24 protein-coding genes are annotated in these 21962 nt (G+C 62.5%); 11 read left to right on the forward strand and 13 right to left on the reverse strand.

From position 1 onward, the window contains the following. Positions 1–178 precede the first annotated feature (178 nt). From IF103_RS05525 to IF103_RS05540, 4 genes are read right to left on the reverse strand one after another with little or no spacing between them, the layout of a single operon-like run. Positions 179–379, reverse strand: coding sequence for an SEC-C metal-binding domain-containing protein (locus tag IF103_RS05525; RefSeq protein ID WP_023379046.1), 201 nt, complete (start codon positions 377–379; stop codon positions 179–181). Positions 380–386: 7 nt separating this feature from the next. Beyond that, positions 387–863 (reverse strand): LEA/WHy family protein, encoded by a 477-nt coding sequence (locus IF103_RS05530; RefSeq protein ID WP_023379047.1) that lies wholly within the window; start codon positions 861–863, stop codon positions 387–389. A gap of 2 nt (positions 864–865) precedes the next feature. Further along, positions 866–1342, reverse strand: a complete 477-nt coding sequence (locus IF103_RS05535; protein WP_027907481.1) for a YchJ family protein — start codon at positions 1340–1342, stop codon at positions 866–868. 2 nt (positions 1343–1344) lie between these two features. Beyond that, the gene (locus tag IF103_RS05540; protein ID WP_027907482.1) at positions 1345–1839 is read right to left on the reverse strand and encodes a DUF6231 family protein; all 495 of its coding nucleotides are present in this window, start codon (positions 1837–1839) and stop codon (positions 1345–1347) included. A gap of 159 nt (positions 1840–1998) precedes the next feature. Here IF103_RS05540 and IF103_RS05545 point away from each other — a divergent pair, with 159 nt between their 5' ends. From IF103_RS05545 to IF103_RS05560, 4 genes are all read left to right on the forward strand, one after another. Further along, on the forward strand, positions 1999–2691 hold the full coding sequence (locus tag IF103_RS05545) for a PA1041 family peptidoglycan-binding anchor lipoprotein (protein ID WP_023379059.1): 693 nt from the start codon (positions 1999–2001) through the stop codon (positions 2689–2691). Positions 2692–2779: 88 nt separating this feature from the next. Then, positions 2780–3499 (forward strand): PA1041 family peptidoglycan-binding anchor lipoprotein, encoded by a 720-nt coding sequence (locus IF103_RS05550; protein WP_041925440.1) that lies wholly within the window; start codon positions 2780–2782, stop codon positions 3497–3499. Positions 3500–3596: 97 nt separating this feature from the next. Then, a complete protein-coding gene (locus tag IF103_RS05555; RefSeq protein ID WP_023379061.1) occupies positions 3597–3872 on the forward strand; it encodes a DUF1145 domain-containing protein in 276 nt (91 codons plus the stop codon). Then, entirely contained in the window at positions 3865–4623 is a 759-nt protein-coding gene (locus tag IF103_RS05560; protein WP_023379062.1) for a hypothetical protein, read from the forward strand. The genes IF103_RS05555 and IF103_RS05560 overlap by 8 nt, the downstream gene beginning before the upstream one ends. 59 nt (positions 4624–4682) lie before the next feature. On the opposite strand, the gene IF103_RS05565 is transcribed toward IF103_RS05560, so the two are convergent. Beyond that, positions 4683–5147 carry a CopD family protein gene (locus IF103_RS05565; protein ID WP_023379063.1) on the reverse strand — a complete coding sequence of 155 codons (465 nt, stop codon included), beginning with the start codon at positions 5145–5147 and terminating at the stop codon, positions 4683–4685. Positions 5148–5245: 98 nt separating this feature from the next. On the opposite strand from IF103_RS05565, the gene dinG reads away from it, so the two are divergent. The 5 genes from dinG to pdxH all read left to right on the forward strand — a co-directional run bounded on the left by dinG (position 5246) and on the right by pdxH (position 12698). Next, positions 5246–7390, forward strand: coding sequence for an ATP-dependent DNA helicase DinG (gene dinG / locus IF103_RS05570; protein WP_023379064.1), 2145 nt, complete (start codon positions 5246–5248; stop codon positions 7388–7390). A gap of 81 nt (positions 7391–7471) precedes the next feature. Next, positions 7472–9724, forward strand: a complete 2253-nt coding sequence (locus tag IF103_RS05575; RefSeq protein ID WP_027907485.1) for a beta-galactosidase — start codon at positions 7472–7474, stop codon at positions 9722–9724. Between the two features lie 72 nt (positions 9725–9796). After that, positions 9797–10942 (forward strand): EstA family serine hydrolase, encoded by a 1146-nt coding sequence (locus tag IF103_RS05580; RefSeq protein ID WP_023379067.1) that lies wholly within the window; start codon positions 9797–9799, stop codon positions 10940–10942. Positions 10943–11041: 99 nt separating this feature from the next. Further along, positions 11042–12031: an OmpA family protein gene (locus IF103_RS05585; protein ID WP_202675924.1), complete on the forward strand. Its 990-nt coding sequence runs from the start codon at positions 11042–11044 to the stop codon at positions 12029–12031. A 19-nt stretch (positions 12032–12050) separates the two neighbouring features. Next, the gene (gene pdxH, locus IF103_RS05590) at positions 12051–12698 is read left to right on the forward strand and encodes a pyridoxamine 5'-phosphate oxidase (RefSeq protein WP_023379070.1); all 648 of its coding nucleotides are present in this window, start codon (positions 12051–12053) and stop codon (positions 12696–12698) included. Positions 12699–12797: 99 nt separating this feature from the next. On the opposite strand, the gene IF103_RS05595 is transcribed toward pdxH, so the two are convergent. Then, entirely contained in the window at positions 12798–13034 is a 237-nt protein-coding gene (locus tag IF103_RS05595; protein ID WP_023379072.1) for a hypothetical protein, read from the reverse strand. 148 nt (positions 13035–13182) lie between these two features. On the opposite strand from IF103_RS05595, the gene IF103_RS05600 reads away from it, so the two are divergent. Further along, positions 13183–13647 carry an outer membrane lipoprotein gene (locus IF103_RS05600; RefSeq protein ID WP_023379073.1) on the forward strand — a complete coding sequence of 155 codons (465 nt, stop codon included), beginning with the start codon at positions 13183–13185 and terminating at the stop codon, positions 13645–13647. A 92-nt stretch (positions 13648–13739) separates the two neighbouring features. On the opposite strand, the gene IF103_RS05605 is transcribed toward IF103_RS05600, so the two are convergent. From IF103_RS05605 to IF103_RS05635, 7 genes are all read right to left on the reverse strand, one after another. Next, positions 13740–15347, reverse strand: a complete 1608-nt coding sequence (locus IF103_RS05605; RefSeq protein WP_202675925.1) for an NAD(P)/FAD-dependent oxidoreductase — start codon at positions 15345–15347, stop codon at positions 13740–13742. 102 nt (positions 15348–15449) lie between these two features. After that, positions 15450–16124: a COG3650 family protein gene (locus IF103_RS05610; RefSeq protein ID WP_023379077.1), complete on the reverse strand. Its 675-nt coding sequence runs from the start codon at positions 16122–16124 to the stop codon at positions 15450–15452. 189 nt (positions 16125–16313) lie between these two features. After that, on the reverse strand, positions 16314–17015 hold the full coding sequence (locus tag IF103_RS05615; protein WP_023379078.1) for an ABC transporter ATP-binding protein: 702 nt from the start codon (positions 17013–17015) through the stop codon (positions 16314–16316). Continuing rightward, positions 17016–17783, reverse strand: coding sequence for a high-affinity branched-chain amino acid ABC transporter ATP-binding protein LivG (livG, locus tag IF103_RS05620; protein ID WP_013973920.1), 768 nt, complete (start codon positions 17781–17783; stop codon positions 17016–17018). It lies immediately after the preceding gene. Then, positions 17780–19036: a high-affinity branched-chain amino acid ABC transporter permease LivM gene (locus IF103_RS05625; protein WP_023379079.1), complete on the reverse strand. Its 1257-nt coding sequence runs from the start codon at positions 19034–19036 to the stop codon at positions 17780–17782. Before IF103_RS05625 ends, livG begins: the two co-directional genes overlap by 4 nt. Next, entirely contained in the window at positions 19033–19956 is a 924-nt protein-coding gene (gene livH, locus IF103_RS05630; RefSeq protein ID WP_023379080.1) for a high-affinity branched-chain amino acid ABC transporter permease LivH, read from the reverse strand. Before livH ends, IF103_RS05625 begins: the two co-directional genes overlap by 4 nt. Before the next feature lie 186 nt (positions 19957–20142). Then, positions 20143–21258 carry a branched-chain amino acid ABC transporter substrate-binding protein gene (locus tag IF103_RS05635; RefSeq protein WP_023379081.1) on the reverse strand — a complete coding sequence of 372 codons (1116 nt, stop codon included), beginning with the start codon at positions 21256–21258 and terminating at the stop codon, positions 20143–20145. A gap of 360 nt (positions 21259–21618) precedes the next feature. Here IF103_RS05635 and IF103_RS05640 point away from each other — a divergent pair, with 360 nt between their 5' ends. Further along, entirely contained in the window at positions 21619–21924 is a 306-nt protein-coding gene (locus IF103_RS05640) for a DUF2288 domain-containing protein (protein ID WP_023379083.1), read from the forward strand. Positions 21925–21962 lie beyond the last annotated feature (38 nt).

Below are 21962 nucleotides of genomic sequence, written 5' to 3' on the forward strand. Positions count from 1 at the left end.
GCCGGTAGATTTTTCAGCGGGTTCGAGATCGAAAGGTGCCGGCGCGACGCATCGCGAGCAAGGCGCGCTCCTACAATCCCTTCGCACCTCGTTCACGGTCGAATGACTGTAGTGCGCGCCTCGCTCGCGATGCCGCCGTTCTAGGCGGCGCTAGAAAACCCAAGACCTGCTCGGTACTTCACGCACCGTGGCACTTCTTGAACTTCTTCTGGCTACCGCATGGGCATGGGTCGTTGCGACCGACGTCCTTGAGCGCATTGCGCACCGGCTCCTGGTGGCCATGGTTGCAGTGCGGACCGTGTACATGGCCGTGATCGTGGTCATGATGATCGTGACCGTGGTTGCAGTCCGGGCCATGAACATGGGGTTGTTGAGTCATTGCAGGGTTACTCCGGTTTGAGATCGCCGGGCATTATCTCACCACTGCGCGACAAGTGCAGGCTTCGGAAGATGAGCAGCCCGGTATTGAGCTCGCCCTGCAGGGTGTAATGCAGCGGCTCACCACTCTTGAGCAGCTTGGACAAGGGTTTGAGGTGTTCCCACAGGTTGGTGCGAGCCGTGATCTTGAAGGTCCGCCGGGCATGGCCGCCGACGCTGCGCCACAAACTGGCCTCATCTTCTACCAGTAGCAAGTTGTTGAGCCGCACCGAGTAATCGAGGTTGCGGATGAACAGGCGGCTGTCATTCGGGTTGTCGATGCGCACATGCAGCACGAACTCCTGTTGAAGCAACCTGGCCTTCACGGTCTCGACCTTGACCAGATGCACTTGAGGATCGCGCCAATCGCTGCGCCACCAGCCGGCACAGCCCGCCAGCAACATCAGCAACGCACTGAGTACGGACAGGCGGGCCAGGGCGAGCATGTTCAGCTACCCACGTAACTGGCGCAGCATTTCTTGAATTTCTGCCCGCTGGCGCAGGGGCAGGGGTCGTTGCGTCCGGCCTTGAGCCCGACGGTCGGGTCGATGAAGTACCACCGTCCGTCATGCTGTACGAACGCCGAACGCTCGCGATGCTGGTGGTCACCCTCCTGGTCATGCCAGCGCGCCGTGAAGGTGACGAAGCCGTGCTCGGGCTGGCCACCCAATACCTCGGCACTTTCCACCTCCAGACCCAGCCAGGTGCTCTGGGCGCTCCAGGCAGCCATGGCCGTGCGGTCCAGGCCCGCCTGCTGGGCAGGCAGGGTGGTGGCCACCAGGTAGTCGATCAGGCCCAGCACATAGGCGCTGTAGCGCGAACGCATCAGCGTCTGTGCATCCGGCGCCGGGGTGCCGGCATGGTAATGCCCGCAGCAGGCATCGAGCAGGTTGCCGCTGCCGCAAGGGCAAACCGAGACACTCATCATCACCACCAGTACTTGCCAAAGTTTTCAGGGTTGGCCCAGAACTTGGCGTTGAGCCAGTCGGGGACCTGCTTGTAGTCATGTAGATCATAGGTGAACAGGCTCAATACCTGTTCATCGCGGCGGAATTTCTCGCTTGCCGACAGCGCCAAGGCAAAGAAGTCGGTGTCTTGCCAGCCACATACCGACAGGTCGGCCAGCACTGCCACTCGACTGGCATTGAGGTTGCGAATACCGCCCAGCAACTCCAGACCGACACGCTTGGGCAGGTGCTCCAGGCAGTCCACCAGCACAGCCAGGTCGAAACGTTGGGCCGCAAGTTCGGCAGGTAGCGGGCCGGCGGCAGCGGTTTCTATCCGTACCTGGGGATGCGCCTGGGCAAAGGCCTCCAAGGCCGGGAAACGCGTGCCGACCAGCAGCAGACGTTGCGGGGTGAAGCGCTCTAGCAGGGCCGCCAGGGCTTGTTGCGGGGTGCGTTGGGAAAAACCGTCGGTCATTGCCAATCCTCATTCTGGTCGTCCAAGACTAGCGGGCTGTCGGCTGTGGGCAAAGAGGCATGTGGCCGCGTCGTGGCTTATCGCTGGCAGGGATGGATTGCGCGGTCTTTACTCCCAAGGATCGGCCATATGCCGATTCCCCCTAGGAGACGCAACAAAATGAGCATAGTACGCACAGCGATACCCCTGGTACTGCTCACCAGTGTGTTGACTGGTTGTGCAGGTTTGCAGAAAACCGACTGGCCGAAGTGTGCTGCCGTCGGGGGCGTGGGCGGCGCCGCTTTGGGCGCTATAGAAAGCTCCAGCTGGGCTGGCTGGGGCGCGTTGGTGGGCGGTACCATGGCGGCCGGCTATTGCTGGGTTCATGGCGATGGTGACGAAGACGGCGATGGTGTGCCGGATAGCCGCGACAAATGTCCAGGCACGCCGCGCGGCGTGCAGGTCGATGCCAATGGTTGCCCACCTGAACCGGCTCCGGTGGTGCAGGAGGCCGTGGTCCAGAAAGAAGAAGTCATCGTCATTCGCGATGTACGCTTCGAGTTCGACTCCGCTCGCCTGACGACAGCGGACAAAGAGCGACTCAATACCATCGCCGCGCGGCTGAAGCAGGAAGCGCCGAGCGCTCGGCTGAGTGTCACTGGCCACACCGACAGCGTAGGCTCGGACAGCTACAACCAGAAATTGTCCGAGCGTCGTGCTCACTCGGTGACGGATTACCTGGTCGAGCAAGGCGTACCGCGCAGCAGCTTCGTCTCTGTGGTTGGTGCCGGCGAGACCCAGCCGGTGGCCGATAATGCCACGGCCGATGGCCGCGCCATGAACCGTCGCACTGAGATCAAGATCCAGCGTTGACAGCCAGCGCCCGCGTCTTGAGAAGTGGCGCGGGCGCGTCTTTACTCCTGTGTAGCCGGTTGCGGCCAATGACACAGGAGCATTCACCATGAGTGTTATGTCGAAGGCGGCACTGCCGCTGTTGCTGGCATCGAGCCTGCTCGCAGGCTGCGCTACGCACAGTGATGGCAGTGCGCCGCTCAATCAAAGGACTTGGCCTGTCTGCAGCCTGCTGGGTGGCTTGGCAGGCGGTGGTCTGGGGGCGATCGAGAGCTCTGGCTGGGCCGCGGGAGGTGGAGCCCTGGGCGCAATCGCCGGAGGCCTGATCTGCTATGCCCAGGATGGCGACGAGGATGAAGACGGCGTGTTCGATCGCCGCGACCGCTGCCCCGATACCCCGGCAAACACGCCCGTCAACCACATGGGTTGCCCATTACCGCAGTATCCAGCGTCCGCTCCGGCCAGCGAAGCTGCGCCCACGCCCGAGGTGATCACCCTGGATGATCAGGGGCAGGTCATGTTCGCTTTCGACTCCGCCGAGCTCACCAGCGCCGCCCAACAGCGCCTGCAAAGCCTGGTGCCCCGGCTCAACGAACCGGCGGTGAACCGCATCAAGGTGGTTGGCCATACCGACAGCGTGGGTGCGGACAGCTACAACCAGGCATTGTCCGAGCGCCGCGCCAGCAGCGTGGCCGAATACCTGATTGGCCAGGGTGTTGCACCCGCCAAGGTCACCAGCCAGGGCAGTGGAGAAAGTGAACCGGTGACTGAGAACGACACCGAGGAGGGACGCGCGCTCAACAGACGGGTGGAACTGCACCTCAATTGATGCCGCTGGCGCAAACCTTGGCATTGACGCTACTGTTAGCTGCGCACCCCGCTCGAACGGGATGCGACGGCATAACAATAAATAAGTAGGGGCGGGTATGAAATTCATCCTGGGCCTTGGCAAGGCCCTGACGGTCCTTTTCTGGTGGGTGGTGTTGTTCAATCTGTTGAAGCCGCAACCGCTGCCACTCAATTTGCTGATCAACGCAGTCGGCATCACGTTGCTGACCCTGCATTTCCTTGAAATGCTGTTCTTCAATGGCAGCCTGCGCGGGCGTAGCCATCGCTGGTTCGACCGTCTGCAGATTCTGCTGACGGGTATCTTCCATGTCATGTCCATTCCGCGTCCGCAGGAGGCTCCGCGCCATGCATAAATTGATGTTGCTGGCCGCATTGGTCGCTCCCCTGGCCCAGGCCGAAAGCCTGCAAGTCGCTGCCAACTCCATGTTGCGTCTGCCGAACAAGTCGGCAACCGTGCACCTGGAGCGCCTGCAACTGGCCAACTCGGCCACCTTGATGCTGCCCGCGTCGCTGAAAGCATTGAACATCGATCAATTGGAACTGGGGCGCGATGCCCGGATCGCCATCGCCCCATCGGAAAGCCCACTGCTGATTCAGGCGCGCGCCGCTCGATTGGAGGAAGGCAGCGAATTCAGCGCTACAGGGGCGGCCGGCACCTATGAACGGGCCGCCCGCGCCGGTCGCAACCTGGATTTGAGACTCGATGCGATCACGGCTGAACGTCTGGCCATCGACGCCCGAGGCGGTGCCGGTGCGCCGGGGTACGTCGGCTTGGATGGCGCCAATGGTCAGGCTGGTGGCTGCACCTGGGGGCAGGCCACCCGGGGGGGCAATGGCGATGACGGCGGCAATGGCCATGACGGCGCACCGGGAGGGCGAATCCGCCTGAGCGTCCCGCAGAGCTTCCCGCAGGAGCGCATCGTGGTCCGCCTCGATGGCGGCGCACCCGGTAAACCCGGGGCTGCCGGCAAGGCCGGCAAAGGCGGGGCGAGCAAGGGCTGCCTGGTCTACCGCACCGATGCCGGGGCCAATGGTCGTCCAGGGCAGCCAGGGCAACCTGGCCTGGCAGGGGCCACTGGTGAGCTGATTCTGCAGCCGCTGTGATCTAGGCTCTCAGGACGTTTCATGCAGGCCCTAACGGCATGGCCGTGGCCGCTCTGCGTCTACAGCACCAGACGCGAGCTGGCCACCGCCACCACCGCCAGGCCCAGCAGCAGGTTGATCCCCACCATCCGGCGAATCCGCGCCAGTACCGCAGCGCCTGTCGACCAATCCTCGTCCTGCACGGCAGTCCTGAGCTCTGGCAGCAGCAGCGCCTGGATACGCATGAACAAGGCGAACATGGCAATGCCACCGCCGATCATCACATGCACGTAGCGCGGTGCGGTTTCGAAACCGTTGAAGCGCATGTGCAACATGCCGATACCACTTATCGCCAAAATGGCTACGGCCAGCCAGACCCATCCGAAGAAACGTCGGAAAACTTCCACCCACAAGCGCAGGCGGGCAGGCCCTTCAAGGGTCGCAACCGTGGCCGGGCGGAGCACCAGCCAGGCGAAGAACATGCCACCGACCCAGACCAGGGCCGCTAGAACGTGCAGTGTGTAGGGCAAGGCAAAGGCTAGCATCCGGATCTCCATGCGGCACAAAGGGCAATAGCGGGGTATGATAGCCGCCCCATGCGAAACACTGAAAATATATCCAGCCCTCCGGGCGCTTGCAGACCATGATCAGCAACGAACTCAAAGCCACCATCCAGGGCGCCTACTCGCGTTTTCTCGAAGCCAAGAGCCTGAAGCCGCGCTATGGCCAGCGTCTGATGATTGCCGAAGTGGCCAAAGTGCTCGGCGATATCGCCTGCGACGACGAAGGCCGTCGGGCGGGCGAGCCTGCCGTGGTGGCGGTGGAGGCCGGTACCGGTACTGGCAAGACGGTGGCCTACAGCCTGGCGGCGATTCCGGCAGCCAAGGCGGCCGGCAAACGCCTGGTGATCGCCACCGCAACGGTTGCACTGCAGGAGCAGATCGTGTTCAAGGACCTGCCCGACCTGATGCGCAGCAGCGGCCTGAACTTCAGCTTCGCCCTGGCCAAGGGGCGAGGCCGCTACCTGTGCCTGTCCAAGCTCGATGTACTGCTGCAGGAGGGCCATGCGCAATCGGCCACTGCCCAGTTGTTCGAGGAGGAGGGTTTTCATATCGAGGTCGACGAGCGTAGCCAGAAGCTGTTCAACAGCATGATCGAAAAGCTCGCCGGCAACCGCTGGGACGGCGATCGCGACAGTTGGCCCGAGGCACTGGAGGACCAGGACTGGGCCCGCCTGACCACCGATCACAGCCAGTGCACCGGTCGTCATTGTCCGAACTTCCAGCAGTGCGTGTTCTACAAGGCGCGGGAAGGCATGGGCAAGGTCGATGTCATCGTCACCAACCACGACATGGTCCTGGCTGACCTGGCTTTGGGCGGCGGTGCGGTGTTGCCCGACCCTCGCGACACCGTCTACGTCTTCGATGAAGGCCACCATCTTCCGGACAAGGCCATCGGCCACTTCGCCCATTATTCGCGGTTGCGCTCGACCGCCGACTGGCTGGAGCAGACGGCCAAGAACCTGACCAAGCTGCTGGCTCAACACCCGCTGCCGGGCGATCTGGGTAAGCTGATCGAGCAGGTGCCAGAGCTGGCGCGGGAAATCCGCACGCAACAGCAGTTCATGTTCACCCTGTGCGAGCAGGTCGCCGACTTCCGTCCCAGCGAGGACACGGAGGGCCGCGAACGCCCACGTTATCGGTTCGAAGGTGGCGTGGTTCCCGAGGCGATCCGCGAAGCGGGAATCGAGCTGAAAAAAGGGTTCGCCCGCCTCAACGACCTGTTCACACGCCTGGCCGACTTGCTCAAGGAAGGCATGGACGGCGAGGTCAACATCGGTATCGCCAGCCATCAGGCCGAAGAGTGGTACCCCTTGTTCGGCAGCCTGGTGACCCGCGCCCAAGGCAACTGGGAGCTGTGGACCGCCTTTACCGCCGAAGACCCTGAAGACAGCCCGCCGATGGCCCGCTGGCTGACCTTGGCCGAAAGTGGTGCGCTATTCGACATCGAGGTCAATGCCAGCCCCATCCTGGCCGCCGAGATGCTGCGCCGCAGCCTTTGGAACGTGGCCCACGGCGCCCTGGTGACCTCCGCAACCCTCACGGCCCTTGGCAAGTTCGACCGCTTCCGCATGCGCTCGGGGTTGCCCCGCGATGCCGTGACCTGCGTCGTGCCCAGCCCGTTCGTGCACGGTGATGCCGGCTTGCTGCGGGTGCCGGACCTGGGCGCCGACCCGCGTGACGCCACGGCACACACGGCGGCGATCATCCGCGAACTGCCGGGCATCGTCGAGGATGCCCGCGGCGCCCTGGTGTTGTTCTCCTCGCGCAAGCAGATGCAAGACGTATTCGATGGCCTGGACCGTGACTGGCGCAAGCTGGTGCTGATCCAGGGCAACTTGTCCAAGCAGGAAACCCTCAACAAACACAAGGCGCGGGTCGACGATGGCCAGCACAGCGTGCTCTTCGGCCTCGCCAGTTTCGCCGAGGGCGTCGACCTGCCCGGTGCCTACTGCGAGCATGTGGTTATCGCCAAGATCCCCTTCGCGGTGCCCGACGATCCGGTCGAGGCGGCATTGGCCGAGTGGATCGAAGCCCGTGGCGGTAATCCCTTCATGGAAATCGCCGTGCCCGATGCTTCATTGCGCCTCATCCAGGCCTGCGGTCGCTTGTTGCGTACAGAGCAGGATCGCGGCGTCATCACCTTGCTTGACCGGCGTCTGGTCACCCAGCGCTACGGCAAGGCTATTCTCAATGCGCTGCCGCCATTCCGGCGGGAGATTTCGTAACGGCCGGAGCACGATGCACCGGCTCGTTGTCCATTACCCGGACGTGGGCTCATGAGGGCCCTGAAGGAGAGCCCCAGCCCTATGATCCGCCACACCCTGCCCGCCATTCTCACCCTGTTGTTCAGCACGCCGCTGCTGGCCGGACAACAGACGCTTTTCAGCTTCGTGCGCCCGGCCTCGGTGGTCAACGTGGTGACCGACGATGCCAGCATGCCCCAGTACAACGCGGAGCAAACGGCCGAAGGCGAAGTCTTGCGGCGGGTGGTGTTCAACCCGGTGGCGCGCCCGACGCTGCGCCTGAGCCCACAAAGCGGTGTCTGGGACTGGTCCGCCGGTCGGTTCCTGACCCTGCGCCTGCAAAGCGCAATGGACTGGGCGCTGACCGTGGATGTCACCGTACAGGGCGCTGATGGCCGCACGTTGACCAGCCGTATCGACCTGCCTGCCGGGCCGGCGCAGACCGTCATGATGCCGCTGAAGGCGAGCTCGCCCCTGAACCAGGGTATGCGTGCCGGCCCGCCAATGCCTTGGACCCATGAAGGGCAGCGTCTGCTGCTGGCCAGCAGTGCCGGGGAAGTCGACCTCAAGCAGGTGGTGTCGGTCAGCCTGAGCATTCCCGGCCCCAAGGTTGCGCAGAACTTGCTGATCGAGAAAGTCGGCCTGCAGGATGACGACAAGGCGTACCAGGCCGCTTATCGCGAGCTGATCGATGCGTATGGCCAATCCACCCGGGCTCGCTGGCCGGAGAAAATCGTCGATGACGAACAGCTCAAGGTGGCCGATCAGCGGGAGCGGCAGCAGCTCAAAGGGTGGCTGGCCGAGCGCCAGAAGCAGCCATTGGACAACTACGGCGGTTTGCTGGCCGGTCCGGCCTTCGAAGCCAAGGGGTTCTTCCGCACCGAGAAACGAGCCGGACGCTGGTACCTGGTGACTCCCGATGGCCACCCGTTCTTCTCGCTGGGCGTCAATACGGTGGCTGCCGATGGCGGGCGCACCTATGTCGCGGGGCGCGAAACCATGTTCAAGGCATTACCGGCCGAGGGCGAGCCCCTGGCGGCTTTTTATGGCGAAGGGAACAATGACGATGGCAATGCCTCGTCGCAAGGTCGCGGCTTCAAGAAGGGGCGCTGGTTCGACTTCTATGCCGCCAATCTGCAGCGCACCTACGGCCAGCCGTGCGGTGCCGGTGCAGCCGACCAGCCCCCGGTGGGCTGCCCGCAGCCAGTGCTGGATGCCGCGCGCTGGCAGGCCCATACGCTGGACCGGTTGCAGGCCTGGGGTTTCAACACGCTGGGCAACTGGAGCGACCCTGCGCTGGCCCAGGTCAAGCGCATGCCTTACACCCTGCCGCTGTCGATCATCGGCGACTACGCCAGCATCAGTACCGGCATGGACTGGTGGGGGCGCATGCCCGACCCCTTCGACCCGCGCTTTGCCATGGCCACCGAGCGCGCCGTGGCCATTGCCGCCCGAGACCATCGTGACGACCCTTGGCTGATTGGCTATTTCGCCGATAACGAGCTCGCCTGGGCTGCCCCGGGAGACGATCCCAAAGCCCGTTACGGTCTGGCCTACGGTACCCTGCGGCTGACCACCGACGTGCCGGCCAAGCGTGCTTTCCTCAAGCAATTGCGGGACAAGTACCGCAACCAGGAAGGGCTGTCAAAGGCCTGGGGCATTGACTTGCAAGCCTGGGAGCTGATGGAAGACCCAGGTTTCGAGGCGCCATTGCCCAGCCCTGAGTACCCTGAAATCGAGCGCGATTACCAGCACTTCCAGCAGGTATTCGCCGATACCTACTTCAAGACCATTTCCGATGCCTTGAAATGGCACGCGCCCAATCACCTGCTGCTGGGCGGGCGCTATGCCGTGAGCACGCCAGAGGCAGTCAAGGCATGCGTCGAGTTCTGCGATGTGCTGAGCTTCAACTTCTATACCCTCAAGCCTGAAGATGGCTATGACTTCGCCCGCCTGGCCGAATTGGACAAGCCTGTGCTGGTATCTGAGTTCCAGTTCGGCTCCCGCGACCGCGGCCCCTTCTGGCCGGGGCCGGTGGAAGTGGCGCGTGAAGAGGACCGTGGACCGGCCTATGGCACCTTCCTCAAGGCGGCGATGGCACAACCGATGATCGTCGGTGCGCATTGGTTCCAGTACCTCGACCAGCCGGCCAGTGGTCGACTGCTCGATGGCGAGAACGGGCATCTGGGGCTGGTCGCGATCACCGACGTGCCTTATTTGTCGTTCGTCGAGTCGGTGCGCCAGAGCAATTGGCAGGTTCTTGGGCAGTTTCGCAGCGGGCTGGAGAAGCCTGTATCGGCGACCACCGGGCCATAGCCAGTTTGCAAAACCTCCAACTACTGAAACAATGCACGCCTTTGACAGCAAGGTCGTACGGAGAACAGGCGGGTGCAGATCCAGGGTCACTATGAGCTGAAGTTCGAGGCAGTGCGGGAAGCATTCGCCGCGTTGTTCGATGATCCCCAGGAGCGCGGCGCTGCGCTGTGCATCCAGGTGGGCGGGGAAACCGTGGTCGACCTGTGGGCGGGCAGCGCCGACAAGGACGGCCAGCAGGCCTGGCATAGCGACACCATTGCCAACCTGTTCTCCTGCACCAAGACCTTCACCGCGGTCACCGCATTGCAGTTGGTGGGGGAGGGCAAGCTTGCCCTGGATGCTCCGGTTTGCCGTTATTGGCCTGAATTCGCCCAGGCGGGCAAGGAATCCGTCACCCTGCGTCAGTTGCTCAGCCACCGTGCTGGTTTGCCGGCCATCCGCGAGCTGCTGCCTGCCGAGGCCCTGTACGACTGGCAAACCATGGTGGATGCCCTGGCAGCAGAGGCACCCTGGTGGACACCGGGCACCGAGCATGGTTACGCCGCCATTACCTTTGGTTGGCTGATCGGCGAGCTCATTCGTCGGGCCGACGGCCGTGGTCCAGGCGAGTCGATCGTTGCCCGCACCGCCCGGCCGCTGGGGCTTGATTTCCATGTCGGCCTGGCCGACGAAGAGTTTCATCGCGTGGCGCATATTGCCCGTGGCAAAGGCAACGCCGGTGACGCCGCCGCCCAACGCTTGCTGCAGGTCACCCTGCGTGAACCAGAAGCGCTGAGCACCCGCGCATTCACCAACCCGCCTGCGATCCTCACCAGCACCAACAAGCCCGAATGGCGGCGCATGCAGCAGCCTGCGGCCAATGGCCATGGCAATGCACGGAGCCTGGCGGGTTTCTATGCCGGCCTGCTGGACGGCAGCCTGCTCGAATCCGAACTGCTCGATGAGCTGACCCGCGAACACAGTTTCGGCCAGGATCGCACCCTGTTGACCCAGACGCGGTTCGGCCTTGGCTGCATGCTCGACCAGCCCGACGTTGCCAATGCCACCTTCGGGCTCGGGGCGCGTGCTTTTGGGCACCCGGGAGCCGGCGGTTCCGTCGGATTTGCCGACCCGGAACATGACGTTGCGTTCGGTTTCGTGGTCAATACCCTGGGTCCATACGTGCTGATGGACCCCCGTGCGCAGAAGTTGGTCAGGGTGCTCGGCAGTTGCCTTTGATCGGGTTGTGCGGGTATTGCACGGTCCCTTTGACTATCCTGAATGCCAACGCCTGAAACGCGTGAGCAAAATTTCTTTTAATTTCATGGTGTATCGCTGATGTCTTCACATAAAACCTTAGCACTCGCCCTGTGCCTGACCGCTGTCACGGGCTGTGCCAGCCATTCCCAGGACGCCTCGAAGGACAGTGGCCATAGCTGGTGGCCCTTCGGTTCAGACAAGGTGGCCGAGCAGGAAGTGAAGGCAGCCGTCACCGATAAAGTGGCCAAGGCCGACGCCAAGTCCGAAAGTGCCAGCCGCTGGTGGTGGCCATTCGGTGGTGACGACAAGCAAGCCAAGGCGTCCGCCGTACCGAAGATCGATCAGAAGGCTACCCAGGCCTGGCTGGACGAGTACGAGCCGAAGGTGCGTGAAGCGATCAAGGGTAGCAAGCTGGAACTGGAGCGCCGTGAGGATGTGCTGGCTGTGACCATTCCGGTGGATGGTTCCTACAACCCTGACCGACCTAACATGTTGCTGCCAATCACCTTGGGCCCTATCACCCGGGTGGCCAAGACGGTCGAGGGCGATACCAAGTCGGCCGTGCTGGTACTGGGTCATGCCGACAACAGTGGTGCAGCCGCTGCCAACCAGAAGCTCAGCCTGGAGCGCGCTGCCTCGGTGTCGGCGATCTTCCGCCTCAGCGGCCTGCAGCGTGACCGCCTGACCCTCAAGGGCATGGGGTCGGTCATGCCGCGCGCCGCCAACGACAGTGCCGAAGGCCGCGCCCTCAACCGCCGTGTGGAAATGCTGCTGACGCCACAGAACACCATGGTTGCGCTGTTGGCCAAGTACCAGCAAGCCGCCCCGGCACAGAGCCCGGCGTCCCTGGTCGCTGTGCAGGACGCCAAGCCAGCCGCTGCCAAGGCCACTGACACCAAACCTGCTGCCAAGACCGCGGCGAAAAAGCCGGCGGCCAAGGCCAAGGCACCTGCAAAGGCACCCGCCAAGGCTACTGCCAAGAAGAAAGTCGCGCCGGCCAAGCCCGTCGCCAAGAAAACCACGGTCGACAAGAAAGTCGCCGCCAACAGCCCTGCGAAGACCAACTGATCGTCAAGGAAACGCAGCCATGACCCAATCCCTGGCCGATATGCGTCGCGACTACACCCGTGATGGCCTGGCCGAAGCCCAGGCACCGGCTGAGCCGTTCGCCCTGTTCCACCAGTGGTTTGCCGACGCGGTGAAGACCGAGCAACCGCCAGTGGAGGCCAATGCCCTGACTCTGGCCACCGTCGATGGCGAGGGGCGGCCTCATTGCCGCGTTTTGCTGCTCAAGGGCCTCGATGAGCGCGGTTTCACCTTCTTCACCAACTACGACAGCGCCAAGGGCCAGCAACTGCTGGCCAATCCCTTCGCCGCCATGACGTTCTTCTGGCCGGCGCTGGAGCGTCAGGTGCGCATCGAAGGTCGGGTCGAGAAGGTCACGGCCAAGGAGTCGGACGACTACTTCCAAGTGCGTCCGCTGGGCAGCCGCCTGGGAGCGTGGGCTTCCCCGCAGAGTCGGGTGATTGCCGGGCGTGAAGAGTTGGAGGGCCTGGTCAAGGCGACCGAGGCACGGTTCTCCGACACCCAGCCACATTGCCCGGAGCACTGGGGGGGGTATCGCCTGTTGCCGGAGCGCATTGAATTCTGGCAGGGCCGTGCGAGCCGGTTGCACGATCGCCTGAACTACCGTCTGGTCGATGGCCAGTGGCTGCGCGAGCGCCTGGCTCCCTGATAGCGTAGGGGCCGCTGCACGGCCCTTTCGCGTCACGAGGCTGCTCCTGCATGTACCCTGCAGATCGTGTGGGGGCTGGCTTGCCGGCGACGATGCCAGTCAGTTCCCTCGATATTCTTGCGCCTCGCGCGCCAACCAGGCCGCCAACGCCTTGCCCTTGAGCTTCTGCGCCTGGGCCCGTTCGAGGCTCCGCAGCATGAATTCACGCTTTTTTGGGTCCGTTCCCGCCAGTGCCAACGCCAGGTCCCGGTCCATCCAGCGGTGCATGCGTACATACAGCCAGCCGTGGAAGTACAGCCCCGCGAGCGTGGTTACAACGACGATGAAGTAATCCATGGCTATCCTTGGTCTGACTTCAAAAGCCTGCAAAACAGCCGGTTGTGGCTGTACCAGAGCTGAATAAAAGCAATTTTGTTACCTATGTATCGTGACAGCCGTCAAGGCACAGCGTCTAATGGACACCTGACTTATGGAGACTGTACCCATGCGTAAATCTGTTTTGCTGGTGGCGACCTTCACCACCATGTCGCTGTTGCTCGGTGGCTGTGCCTCGAGCCTGACAGGCGACAGCTATTCCCGTGATGAAGCCCGTCGCGTGCAGACCGTGCGCATGGGTACCATCGAATCCCTGCGTCCGGTGAAAATCGAAGGCACCAAGACCCCGATCGGCGGCGGCGCTGGCGCCATCGTCGGTGGTGTCGCCGGTAGTGCCGTTGGTGGTGGCCGTGGCAGCATCGTCGCTGCCGTCATCGGTGCGGTCGCTGGTGGTTTGGCAGGTTCGGCCGCTGAAGAAGGCCTCACCCGTACCCAAGGTGTGGAAATCACCGTACGCGAGGACGACGGCAGCATGCGTGCTTATGTCCAGGCCGTGCAACAGAACGAAATCTTCCGCGTCGGTGATCGCGTGCGCATCATGACCGTCGACGGTACCAGCCGCGTCACCCACTGATCGTAGACGCGACACGAAAAACCCCGAACGGGCATGGCCGGTTCGGGGTTTTTTGTTGGGCGGCGCTAGCGCTATCGCCGGCAAGCCGGCTCTTACAGGCCGAGCATGTCCCGGGCCACTGCCTCGGCGATGCGAATGCCATCGACACCCGCCGACAGGATGCCCCCCGCGTAGCCGGCACCTTCGCCTGCCGGGAACAGCCCCTTTAGGTTCAGGCTCTGGTAATCCGCGCCACGCGTGATGCGCAATGGCGACGAGGTGCGGGTCTCGATACCGGTCAGCACTGCATCGTGCAGGTTGTACCCCTTGATCTGGCGGTCGAACGCGGGCAGGGCTTCGCGGATGGCCTCGATGGCGAATTCTGGCAGGCTAGGGGCCAGATCGCCGAGGGTGACACCCGGCTTGTAGGATGGCTCGACGCTGCCCAGCGCAGTGGAAGGACGCCCTGCAACGAAGTCGCCCACCAGCTGTGCCGGGGCCTGGTAATTGCTGCCGCCCATCACGTAGGCATGGGCTTCCAGGCGTTCTTGCAACTCGATACCCGCCAGCGGGCCGCCCGGATAGTCGCGCTCCGGGTCAATGCCGACGACAATGCCGGAGTTGGCGTTGCGCTCGTTACGCGAGTACTGGCTCATGCCGTTGGTGACCACACGTCCCGGTTCGCTGGTCGCGGCAACCACGGTGCCGCCCGGGCACATGCAGAAGCTGTAGACCGAGCGACCGTTCTTGGCGTGGTGCACCAGCTTGTAGTCGGCTGCGCCCAGTTTCGGGTGGCCGGCGTACTTGCCCAGCCGCGCTTTGTCGATCAGCGTCTGCGGGTGCTCGATGCGGAAACCAATGGAGAATGGCTTGGCCTCCATGTACACGCCCTTGGCGTGCAGCATCCGGAAGGTGTCGCGGGCACTGTGTCCCAGTGCCAGCACCACATGCCGTGAGTGCAGCTGTTCGCCGTTTTCCAGCACCACACCTGTCAGTTGGCCATCCTCGATCAGCAGGTCGGTGACTTTCTGCTGGAAACGCACCTCGGCACCCAGGGCGATCATGTCCTGGCGCATCTGCTCGACCATGCCGGTCAGGCGGAAGGTACCGATGTGTGGCTTGTTGATGTAGAGGATCTCTTCCGGTGCGCCAGCCTTGACGAACTCTTCCAGCACCTTGCGGCCGTGGTGGTTCGGGTCCTTGATCTGGCTGTACAGCTTGCCGTCGGAGAAGGTGCCGGCGCCGCCTTCGCCGAACTGCACATTGGACTCTGGGTTGAGCACGCTTTTGCGCCACAGGCCCCAGGTGTCCTTGGTACGCTGACGTACTTCCTTGCCGCGTTCGAGGATGATCGGCTTGAAGCCCATCTGCGCCAGCAGCAGGCCGGCAAAGATACCGCACGGGCCGAAACCGACCACGATGGGGCGCTCCTGGAGGCCGGTCGGGGCCTGGCCGACGAACTTGTAGGTAACGTCGGGGGCTACGCCGATGTTGTGGTCGTCGGCGAACTTGCTGAGCAGTTCGGCTTCGTTGCTGGTTTCCAGGTCGATGGTGTAGATGAACAGCATTTCGCTGTTCTTCTTGCGCGCATCGTAGCTGCGTTTGAACAGGGTGAAACCGAGCAGTTGCTCGTCCTCGATGCCCAGGCGCTGGACGATGGCCTCGCGCAGGGCTTCGTCGGGGTGGTCCAGGGGCAGCTTAAGTTCGGTGATTCGTAGCATGGCAGGGTCCAGTATCCCGGCCATGGCGGCCGGCGGCTTTACACAAACCGCCAAGTATAAGCTGTTAGCCGCCCTGACTGGCAGGATAAAAGTGCCCGGCGATCAGTTGTCCCGTGCACCGCCATAGTAGCCGCAGCCTTTGAGGGTCTGGCCGTCGATGTGCAATTCGGCGCGCAAGTGCTGCACGGCGCCGGTGGCCGTATCGACGCAGCGCTGTGGGGCAACCCACAACTCGACGTGCTTGCCGTTGGCTTCGCTGGTCAGGGTCAGGCCGCCGCCGGGCACTTCCTCTTCAAGGAAAGGCAGTGGCAGTGGGTCCTGGCCGACACGGTTGAGCACCATGCCCTTGCCGCTGGCTTTGATGTCCCAGCCCGGCTCGTGGCCGCTGGCACGCAGGGTCAGTTGCTTGAAGTTGGGGTCTTCGCAGGCGCGGGTGGAACCTTCCAGGCGGTACAGTCGGCGTACTTCGAGTTGGCCGTCGTTGTTCGCCTGCTTGCTGCCGGTCAGGCGGCCACGCACATCGGCGAAGAGTTTGTCGTTGGCATCGTCGGCCAGGTTGGCGGCTTCCTGCAGGATACCGGTACCGCCGACGTCGCTGATCACGAAGCGACGGCTCTCACCGCAAGGCTTGAAGAACAACTGGCCGCCACCGGCGCTCAGCTCGCCCTGCATGCGCGTGGTACCGATGTTCGGGTCGCTTGGTTGATGGGCCATGAGCTGGCAGCCGGCGAACAAAGGCAGCAGGCTGGCAAGCAGCAGGGTGGGGGTTATGCGCATGGGGCTGGCTCCGGGAATCTTGCATCAAGAGCTGGCCACGGTACTCAGGCCAAGGGATGTGCACAAGGGGGCTGTGCGATCGCGCTAGCGCTTTAGCAGCCGGCTTGCCGGCGCAAGGCACGCCATGGCGGACTCATCCTATTAGACAGAAAAAAGGGCCCGAAGGCCCTTTCCCGAAGCGGACGTCGATCAGCCTCCAAGGTACGCGTCACGTACCTTAGGGTCGGTCAACAGCGCTTCGCCGGTCCCTTGCATCACGACCCGACCGTTTTCCAGGACGTAGGCTCGGTCAGCAATCTTCAGCGCCTGGTTGGCGTTCTGCTCCACCAGGAACACCGTCACACCGTCACGGCGCAACTGCTCGATGATGTCGAAGATCTGTTGGATGATGATCGGTGCCAGGCCCAGCGACGGTTCGTCGAGCAGCAGCAACTTGGGCTTGCTCATCAGTGCGCGGCCGATGGCCAGCATCTGCTGCTCACCGCCGGACATGGTGCCGCCACGCTGGATGTAGCGCTCCTTAAGGCGAGGGAACAATTGCAAGACCTTGTCCAATTGCTCCTGATAATCGCCCTTGTTGGTGAAGAAACCGCCCATGGCCAGGTTTTCCTCGACGGTCAGGCGGGCGAACACGCGGCGGCCTTCAGGGACCACGGCGATGCTCTTGCGCATGATGTGCGAGGAGGGCTGCCCGACCAGCTCTTCACCCAGGTACTTGATGCTGCCGCTGTGGGCCTGGGGCGAACCGCACAGGGTCATCAGCAACGTCGACTTGCCGGCGCCGTTGGCACCGATCAGGGTGACGATCTCGCCTTGGTTGATTTCCACGTTGACGCTGTGCAGCGCCTGGATCTTGCCGTAGAAGGTGGAAACGTTTTCGAACTTCAGCATTTACGCTTCCCCCAGGTAGGCTTTGATCACGTCAGGGTTATCGCGGATCTCCTCCGGCGTACCGTGCGCCAGGGGCGTGCCCTGGTTGATCACCACGATATGGTCGGAGATGCTCATCACCAGCTTCATGTCATGCTCGATCAGCAACACGGTGACGTTGTGCGATTCCCGCAGGTAGGCGATCAACGCCTTCAGGTCCTCGGTTTCCTTTGGGTTCAGACCGGCCGCGGGTTCGTCGAGCATGATGATCCGGGGTTGGGTCATCATGCAGCGGGCGATTTCCAGGCGACGCTGCTGGCCGTAGGCGAGGGTTCCGGCGGTACGGTTGGCGAATTCGGTCAGGTTGACCTTTTCCAGCCAGTACTGGGCGCGCTCCATGGCCTCTTTTTCGCTGCGGCGGAAGCTCGGGGTCTTGAACAGGCCGGCGAAGAAGTTGGTGTTGAGGTGGCGGTGCTGGGCGATCAGCAGGTTTTCCAGGGCGGTCATTTCCTTGAACAGACGCACGTTCTGGAAGGTTCGCACCACGCCCTTGCGGGCGATCTGGTGGCCGGCCAGGCCTTGGATCGGCTGTCCATCGAGCAGGATGGTGCCGCCACTTGGCTTATAGAAACCGGTCAGGCAGTTGAACACGGTGGTCTTGCCGGCGCCGTTCGGGCCGATCAGCGCCACCACCTGTTTTTCCTTGACGGTCAGGCCCACGCCGTTGACCGCCAACAAGCCGCCGAAGCGCATGCTCAGGCCGCTGACTTGCAGAATTTCGCGGCTCATCGACGCAGCTCCATATGTGGACGTTGCATAGGCAGCAAGCCTTGCGGACGCCAGATCATCATCAACACCATCAGCGCACCGAACATCAGCATCCGGTATTCGCTGAACTCTCGCATCAGCTCGGGCAGCAGGATCATCACGATGGCCGCGAGGATCACGCCCAGTTGCGAGCCCATGCCGCCGAGCACGACGATGGCGAGGATGATCGCCGATTCGATGAAGGTGAACGACTCAGGCGTCACCAGGCCTTGGCGCGCGGCGAAGAAACTGCCGGCGAAACCTGCGAAGCAGGCGCCCAAGGTAAAGGCCGAGAGCTTGATCACGGTCGGGTTCAGACCCAGGGCACGGCAGGCGATCTCGTCTTCACGCAGCGCTTCCCAGGCACGACCGATCGGCATGCGCAGCAAGCGGTTGATGACGAACAGCGCCAGCAGGGCCAGCAGCAGGGCCACCAGGTACAGGAAGATGACCTTGTTGATCGAGTTGTATTCCAGCCCGAAGAACTCGTGGAAGGTCTGCATTCCTTCGGCGGCACGACGTTCGAAGGTCAGGCCGAAGAACTCCGGCTTGGGGATGTTGCTGATGCCATTCGGGCCGCCGGTCCAGTCGGTGAGGTTACGCAGGAACAGACGGATGATCTCGCCGAAGCCCAGGGTCACGATCGCCAGGTAGTCGCCGCGCAGGCGCAGCACCGGGAAGCCGAGCAGGAAGCCGAAGGTGGCGGCCATCAGGCCGGCGATCGGCAGGCACACCCAGAAGCTCCAGCCCAGGTAGTGCGAGAGCATGGCATAGCTGTATGCGCCAACCGCATAGAAGCCCACGTAGCCCAGGTCGAGCAGGCCTGCCAGACCGACCACGATGTTCAGGCCCAGGCCCAGCAACACGTAGATCAGGATCAGCGTGGCAATGTCGACCGCGCCGCGCGAGCCGAAGAACGGCCACACCAAGGCGGCGACGATCAGGCCCATGATCACGTAGCGCTGGGTCTTGGGCAGGGTCAGGTAGTTGCTGACCGCTGGCGGGATCAAGGCGCGATCCGAGCGACGGCCCATCACAGCATTCCACTGCTTGTCGAACAGCACGCGCAGGAACATCAGCACCGAACACACAGCGATGATGCCGATGGTGAACGAGCCTTGGCTGTGCACCACCAGGCTGATGCCGTCGATGCTCAGTTTCAGGCCAAGCACCGGGAAGGCCACGGCCCATACCAGCAAGGCGCTGAAGAACGCCTGTTTGAGATTTCTGTTCATACTTTTTCAACCTCCGGACGGCCCAGGATGCCGGTCGGCCGGAACAGCAGGACAAGAACCAAAAGGCCGAATGCAACCACGTCCTTGTACTGGTCGCCGAAGATGTCGGCGCCGAACGCTTCGGCCACGCCCAGCACCAGCCCGCCGAGCATGGCGCCCGGAATGCTGCCGATGCCACCCAGTACCGCCGCGGTGAAGGCCTTCAAGCCCACCAGGAAGCCGGCGTTGGGGTTGATAACCCCGTACTGCATGCTCAGCAGCACGGCCGCCACCGCCGCCAGTGCGGCGCCGATGACGAAGGTCAGGGCAATGATGTTGTTGGTGTTGATGCCCAGCAGGTTGGCCATCTTGATGTCCTCGGCGCAGGCGCGGCAGGCGCGGCCCAGGCGGGAGCGGGAGATGAACAGGGTCAGGCAGGTCATGGCCACCAGGGTGACCACGAACACCAGGATCTGCATGTAGGACACCAGGACTTCTTCCGCACCGCCTGGCCCGAAGGAGAAGCTTCCTGGGATCAGGTTAGGGATGGATTTGTCCTTGGAGTCCTGCGAGAGCAAGACAGTGTTCTGCAGGAAAATCGACATGCCGATGGCAGAAATCAGCGGGATCAGACGGTTGCTGTTCCGCAGCGGGCGGTAGGCGACCCGTTCGATGCTGTAGCCATAGGCACTGGTGACGAAGATCGTCGCGACGAAGGCGACGGTCATCAGGATCGGCAGGGAGTGGATACCCATCATGGCCAGACCCGCAAGCGCGATGAAGGCCACGTAGGAACCGATCATGTACACCTCGCCGTGGGCGAAGTTGATCATGCCAATGATGCCGTACACCATCGTGTAACCGATGGCGATCAAGGCATAGGTGCTGCCGATGGTCAATCCATTAACCAGTTGTTGGAAGAAATGGTAGATCTCAGGCATTACAGCGCTCCTAAAAACCTGATTTGCATTTCGCCGGCCGGGTGACAGCCAGGAAACCGCGGGTGACGGTTTTAAGATTTTCAGGTGAACCCGCTGCCGGATCGCGGCAATCAGGCCCATGAACCTCGTAAAACAAAGCCCACTGCTCGCACAGTGGGCTTCTACGGTCAGCTATTAGTCACGCAGTTACTGAGGGGAGACTTCGGTCTTCGGCTTGCCGAAATGCCATTCGTAGACCACGAATTTGAAGTCTTTCAGGTCGCCTTTCTCGTCGAACGACAGGTCGCCGGTCGGGGTCTTGAAGGTGCCGTTGTGGATGGCAGCAGCCACCTTGTCGGTGTCTTCGGACTTGGCCGCCTTGATGCCTTCGGCGATCAGCTCGACGGCCGAGTAGGCCGGGAACACGAACGGGCCGCTTGGGTCTTTGCCGTCGGCCTTGATAGCGTCGACGATGGCCTTGTTCGCCGGGTCGGCATCGAACGATTTCGGCAGGGTGACCAGCAGGCCTTCGGAGGCGTTCTGGGCGATCTGCGAGATCGAGTCATTACCCACGCCCTCTGGACCCATGAACTTGGCTTTCAGGCCTTTTTCCTGGGCTTGACGCAGGATCAGGCCGAGCTCTGGGTGGTAGCCGCCGTAGTAGACGAAGTCGACGTTGTTCTGCTTGAGCTTCTGGATGATCGAGGAGAAGTCCTTGTCACCGGCGTTCAGGCCTTCGAAGACGGCAACCTTGGTGCCTTTCTTCTCAAGGGTCTGCTTGACCGCGGTGGCGATGCCTTCACCGTACTGCTGCTTGTCGTGCAGTACCGCGACGACCTTCGGCTTGACGTGGTCGGCGATGTAGTTGCCGGCCGCCGGGCCCTGGGCACTGTCCAGACCGATGGTGCGGAAGATCAGCTTGTAGCCACGGGCGGTGATTTCCGGCGAAGTGGCTGCCGGGGTGATCATGATCACGCCTTCGTCTTCGTAGATGTCGGACGCAGGCTGGGTGGAGCTGGAGCACAGGTGGCCGATGACGAACTTGACGCCGTCGTTGACCACTTTGTTGGCGACCGCAACGGCCTGTTTAGGGTCGCACGCGTCGTCGTATTCCTTGGCTTCGAGCATCTTGCCATCCACGCCACCCTTGGCGTTGATGTCTTTGATGGCTTGTTTGGCGCCGATGAACTGCATATCGCCGTACTGAGTGACCGGACCGGTCTTGGGGCCAGCGATACCGATCTTGATGGTATCGGCGGCAAACGAATGGCTGGCAACCCCGGCCAGAACCATTGCGGCGAACAGCTTGGAAATCTTGATCATAGTGCTCCACTCATTCTGTTGTAATTCTTATAGTCCTGGCGGCCAGGGCTACAGACCGGGCGGGATTTGCGGTATGGCCACGCCATACTGCATGCCCACCTTCCCCCGGAACATGTCCCGGAACTGTACCGGTACAGTGTAGAGCGCCGTTCGAGCGCTTGAAAAGCGGGCGAATTGCGCCTGTCTCAGGGGTTGTCGCTTGATCGACAGAAAGATATAGAAAAGCGCCATCACTTTGCCTTTATCCCTGGCCCCACCCCACAACTTCGGGGCCAATCGACCAAATTACGTATTTGAAACCGGGTTTTTCTGCAAAAATAGCGGCCTTTTTTATTGGCCGATTGATGCGTGTACAAACCCATGACTGATCAAACAAGCACCCTCTATGCCAAATTGCTCGGCGAGACCGCGACCATCGAGTGGAAAGCCTTGGAGCGTTTTTGGGCCAAGGGTGACCTGATTTGGGTCGACCCCTCCCTGGACCTGATCGCCGTTGCCGAAGCGATGGCCGAGAATCGCAGCGAGATCTTCGCCAAGTGGCGTAGTGATGGCACTGTGGGGCCAGTCACCGCAGAGCAGGCGATGGACCTGCAAAGCCGCGATCCAGAGATCTGGGCGGTAGTGGTTTCGCCGTTCATCGTCATCCAGGTCAAGCAGGCTGAGTAGCTATGCGCTTTTTTGGTGCGTGAAAATGCGCAGCCGTG

It is taken from the genome of Pseudomonas sp. SK2, assembly GCF_016772395.1.
Classification (GTDB): Bacteria; Pseudomonadota; Gammaproteobacteria; order Pseudomonadales; family Pseudomonadaceae; genus Aquipseudomonas; species Aquipseudomonas taiwanensis.

Excerpts from the sequence above, each read along its gene's own strand:
- IF103_RS05525 (WP_023379046.1), bottom strand. The coding sequence starts at position 379 with ATGACTCAACAACCCCATGTTCATGGCCCGGACTGCAACCACGGTCAC.
- IF103_RS05530 (WP_023379047.1), bottom strand. The coding sequence starts at position 863 with ATGCTCGCCCTGGCCCGCCTGTCCGTACTCAGTGCGTTGCTGATGTTG.
- IF103_RS05535 (WP_027907481.1), bottom strand. The coding sequence starts at position 1,342 with ATGAGTGTCTCGGTTTGCCCTTGCGGCAGCGGCAACCTGCTCGATGCC.
- IF103_RS05540 (WP_027907482.1), bottom strand. The coding sequence starts at position 1,839 with ATGACCGACGGTTTTTCCCAACGCACCCCGCAACAAGCCCTGGCGGCC.
- IF103_RS05545 (WP_023379059.1), top strand. The coding sequence starts at position 1,999 with ATGAGCATAGTACGCACAGCGATACCCCTGGTACTGCTCACCAGTGTG.
- IF103_RS05550 (WP_041925440.1), top strand. The coding sequence starts at position 2,780 with ATGAGTGTTATGTCGAAGGCGGCACTGCCGCTGTTGCTGGCATCGAGC.
- IF103_RS05555 (WP_023379061.1), top strand. The coding sequence starts at position 3,597 with ATGAAATTCATCCTGGGCCTTGGCAAGGCCCTGACGGTCCTTTTCTGG.
- IF103_RS05560 (WP_023379062.1), top strand. The coding sequence starts at position 3,865 with ATGCATAAATTGATGTTGCTGGCCGCATTGGTCGCTCCCCTGGCCCAG.
- IF103_RS05565 (WP_023379063.1), bottom strand. The coding sequence starts at position 5,147 with ATGCTAGCCTTTGCCTTGCCCTACACACTGCACGTTCTAGCGGCCCTG.
- dinG (WP_023379064.1), top strand. The coding sequence starts at position 5,246 with ATGATCAGCAACGAACTCAAAGCCACCATCCAGGGCGCCTACTCGCGT.
- IF103_RS05575 (WP_027907485.1), top strand. The coding sequence starts at position 7,472 with ATGATCCGCCACACCCTGCCCGCCATTCTCACCCTGTTGTTCAGCACG.
- IF103_RS05585 (WP_202675924.1), top strand. The coding sequence starts at position 11,042 with ATGTCTTCACATAAAACCTTAGCACTCGCCCTGTGCCTGACCGCTGTC.
- pdxH (WP_023379070.1), top strand. The coding sequence starts at position 12,051 with ATGACCCAATCCCTGGCCGATATGCGTCGCGACTACACCCGTGATGGC.
- IF103_RS05595 (WP_023379072.1), bottom strand. The coding sequence starts at position 13,034 with ATGGATTACTTCATCGTCGTTGTAACCACGCTCGCGGGGCTGTACTTC.
- IF103_RS05600 (WP_023379073.1), top strand. The coding sequence starts at position 13,183 with ATGCGTAAATCTGTTTTGCTGGTGGCGACCTTCACCACCATGTCGCTG.
- IF103_RS05605 (WP_202675925.1), bottom strand. The coding sequence starts at position 15,347 with ATGCTACGAATCACCGAACTTAAGCTGCCCCTGGACCACCCCGACGAA.
- IF103_RS05610 (WP_023379077.1), bottom strand. The coding sequence starts at position 16,124 with ATGCGCATAACCCCCACCCTGCTGCTTGCCAGCCTGCTGCCTTTGTTC.
- IF103_RS05615 (WP_023379078.1), bottom strand. The coding sequence starts at position 17,015 with ATGCTGAAGTTCGAAAACGTTTCCACCTTCTACGGCAAGATCCAGGCG.
- livG (WP_013973920.1), bottom strand. The coding sequence starts at position 17,783 with ATGAGCCGCGAAATTCTGCAAGTCAGCGGCCTGAGCATGCGCTTCGGC.
- IF103_RS05625 (WP_023379079.1), bottom strand. The coding sequence starts at position 19,036 with ATGAACAGAAATCTCAAACAGGCGTTCTTCAGCGCCTTGCTGGTATGG.
- livH (WP_023379080.1), bottom strand. The coding sequence starts at position 19,956 with ATGCCTGAGATCTACCATTTCTTCCAACAACTGGTTAATGGATTGACC.
- IF103_RS05635 (WP_023379081.1), bottom strand. The coding sequence starts at position 21,258 with ATGATCAAGATTTCCAAGCTGTTCGCCGCAATGGTTCTGGCCGGGGTT.
- IF103_RS05640 (WP_023379083.1), top strand. The coding sequence starts at position 21,619 with ATGACTGATCAAACAAGCACCCTCTATGCCAAATTGCTCGGCGAGACC.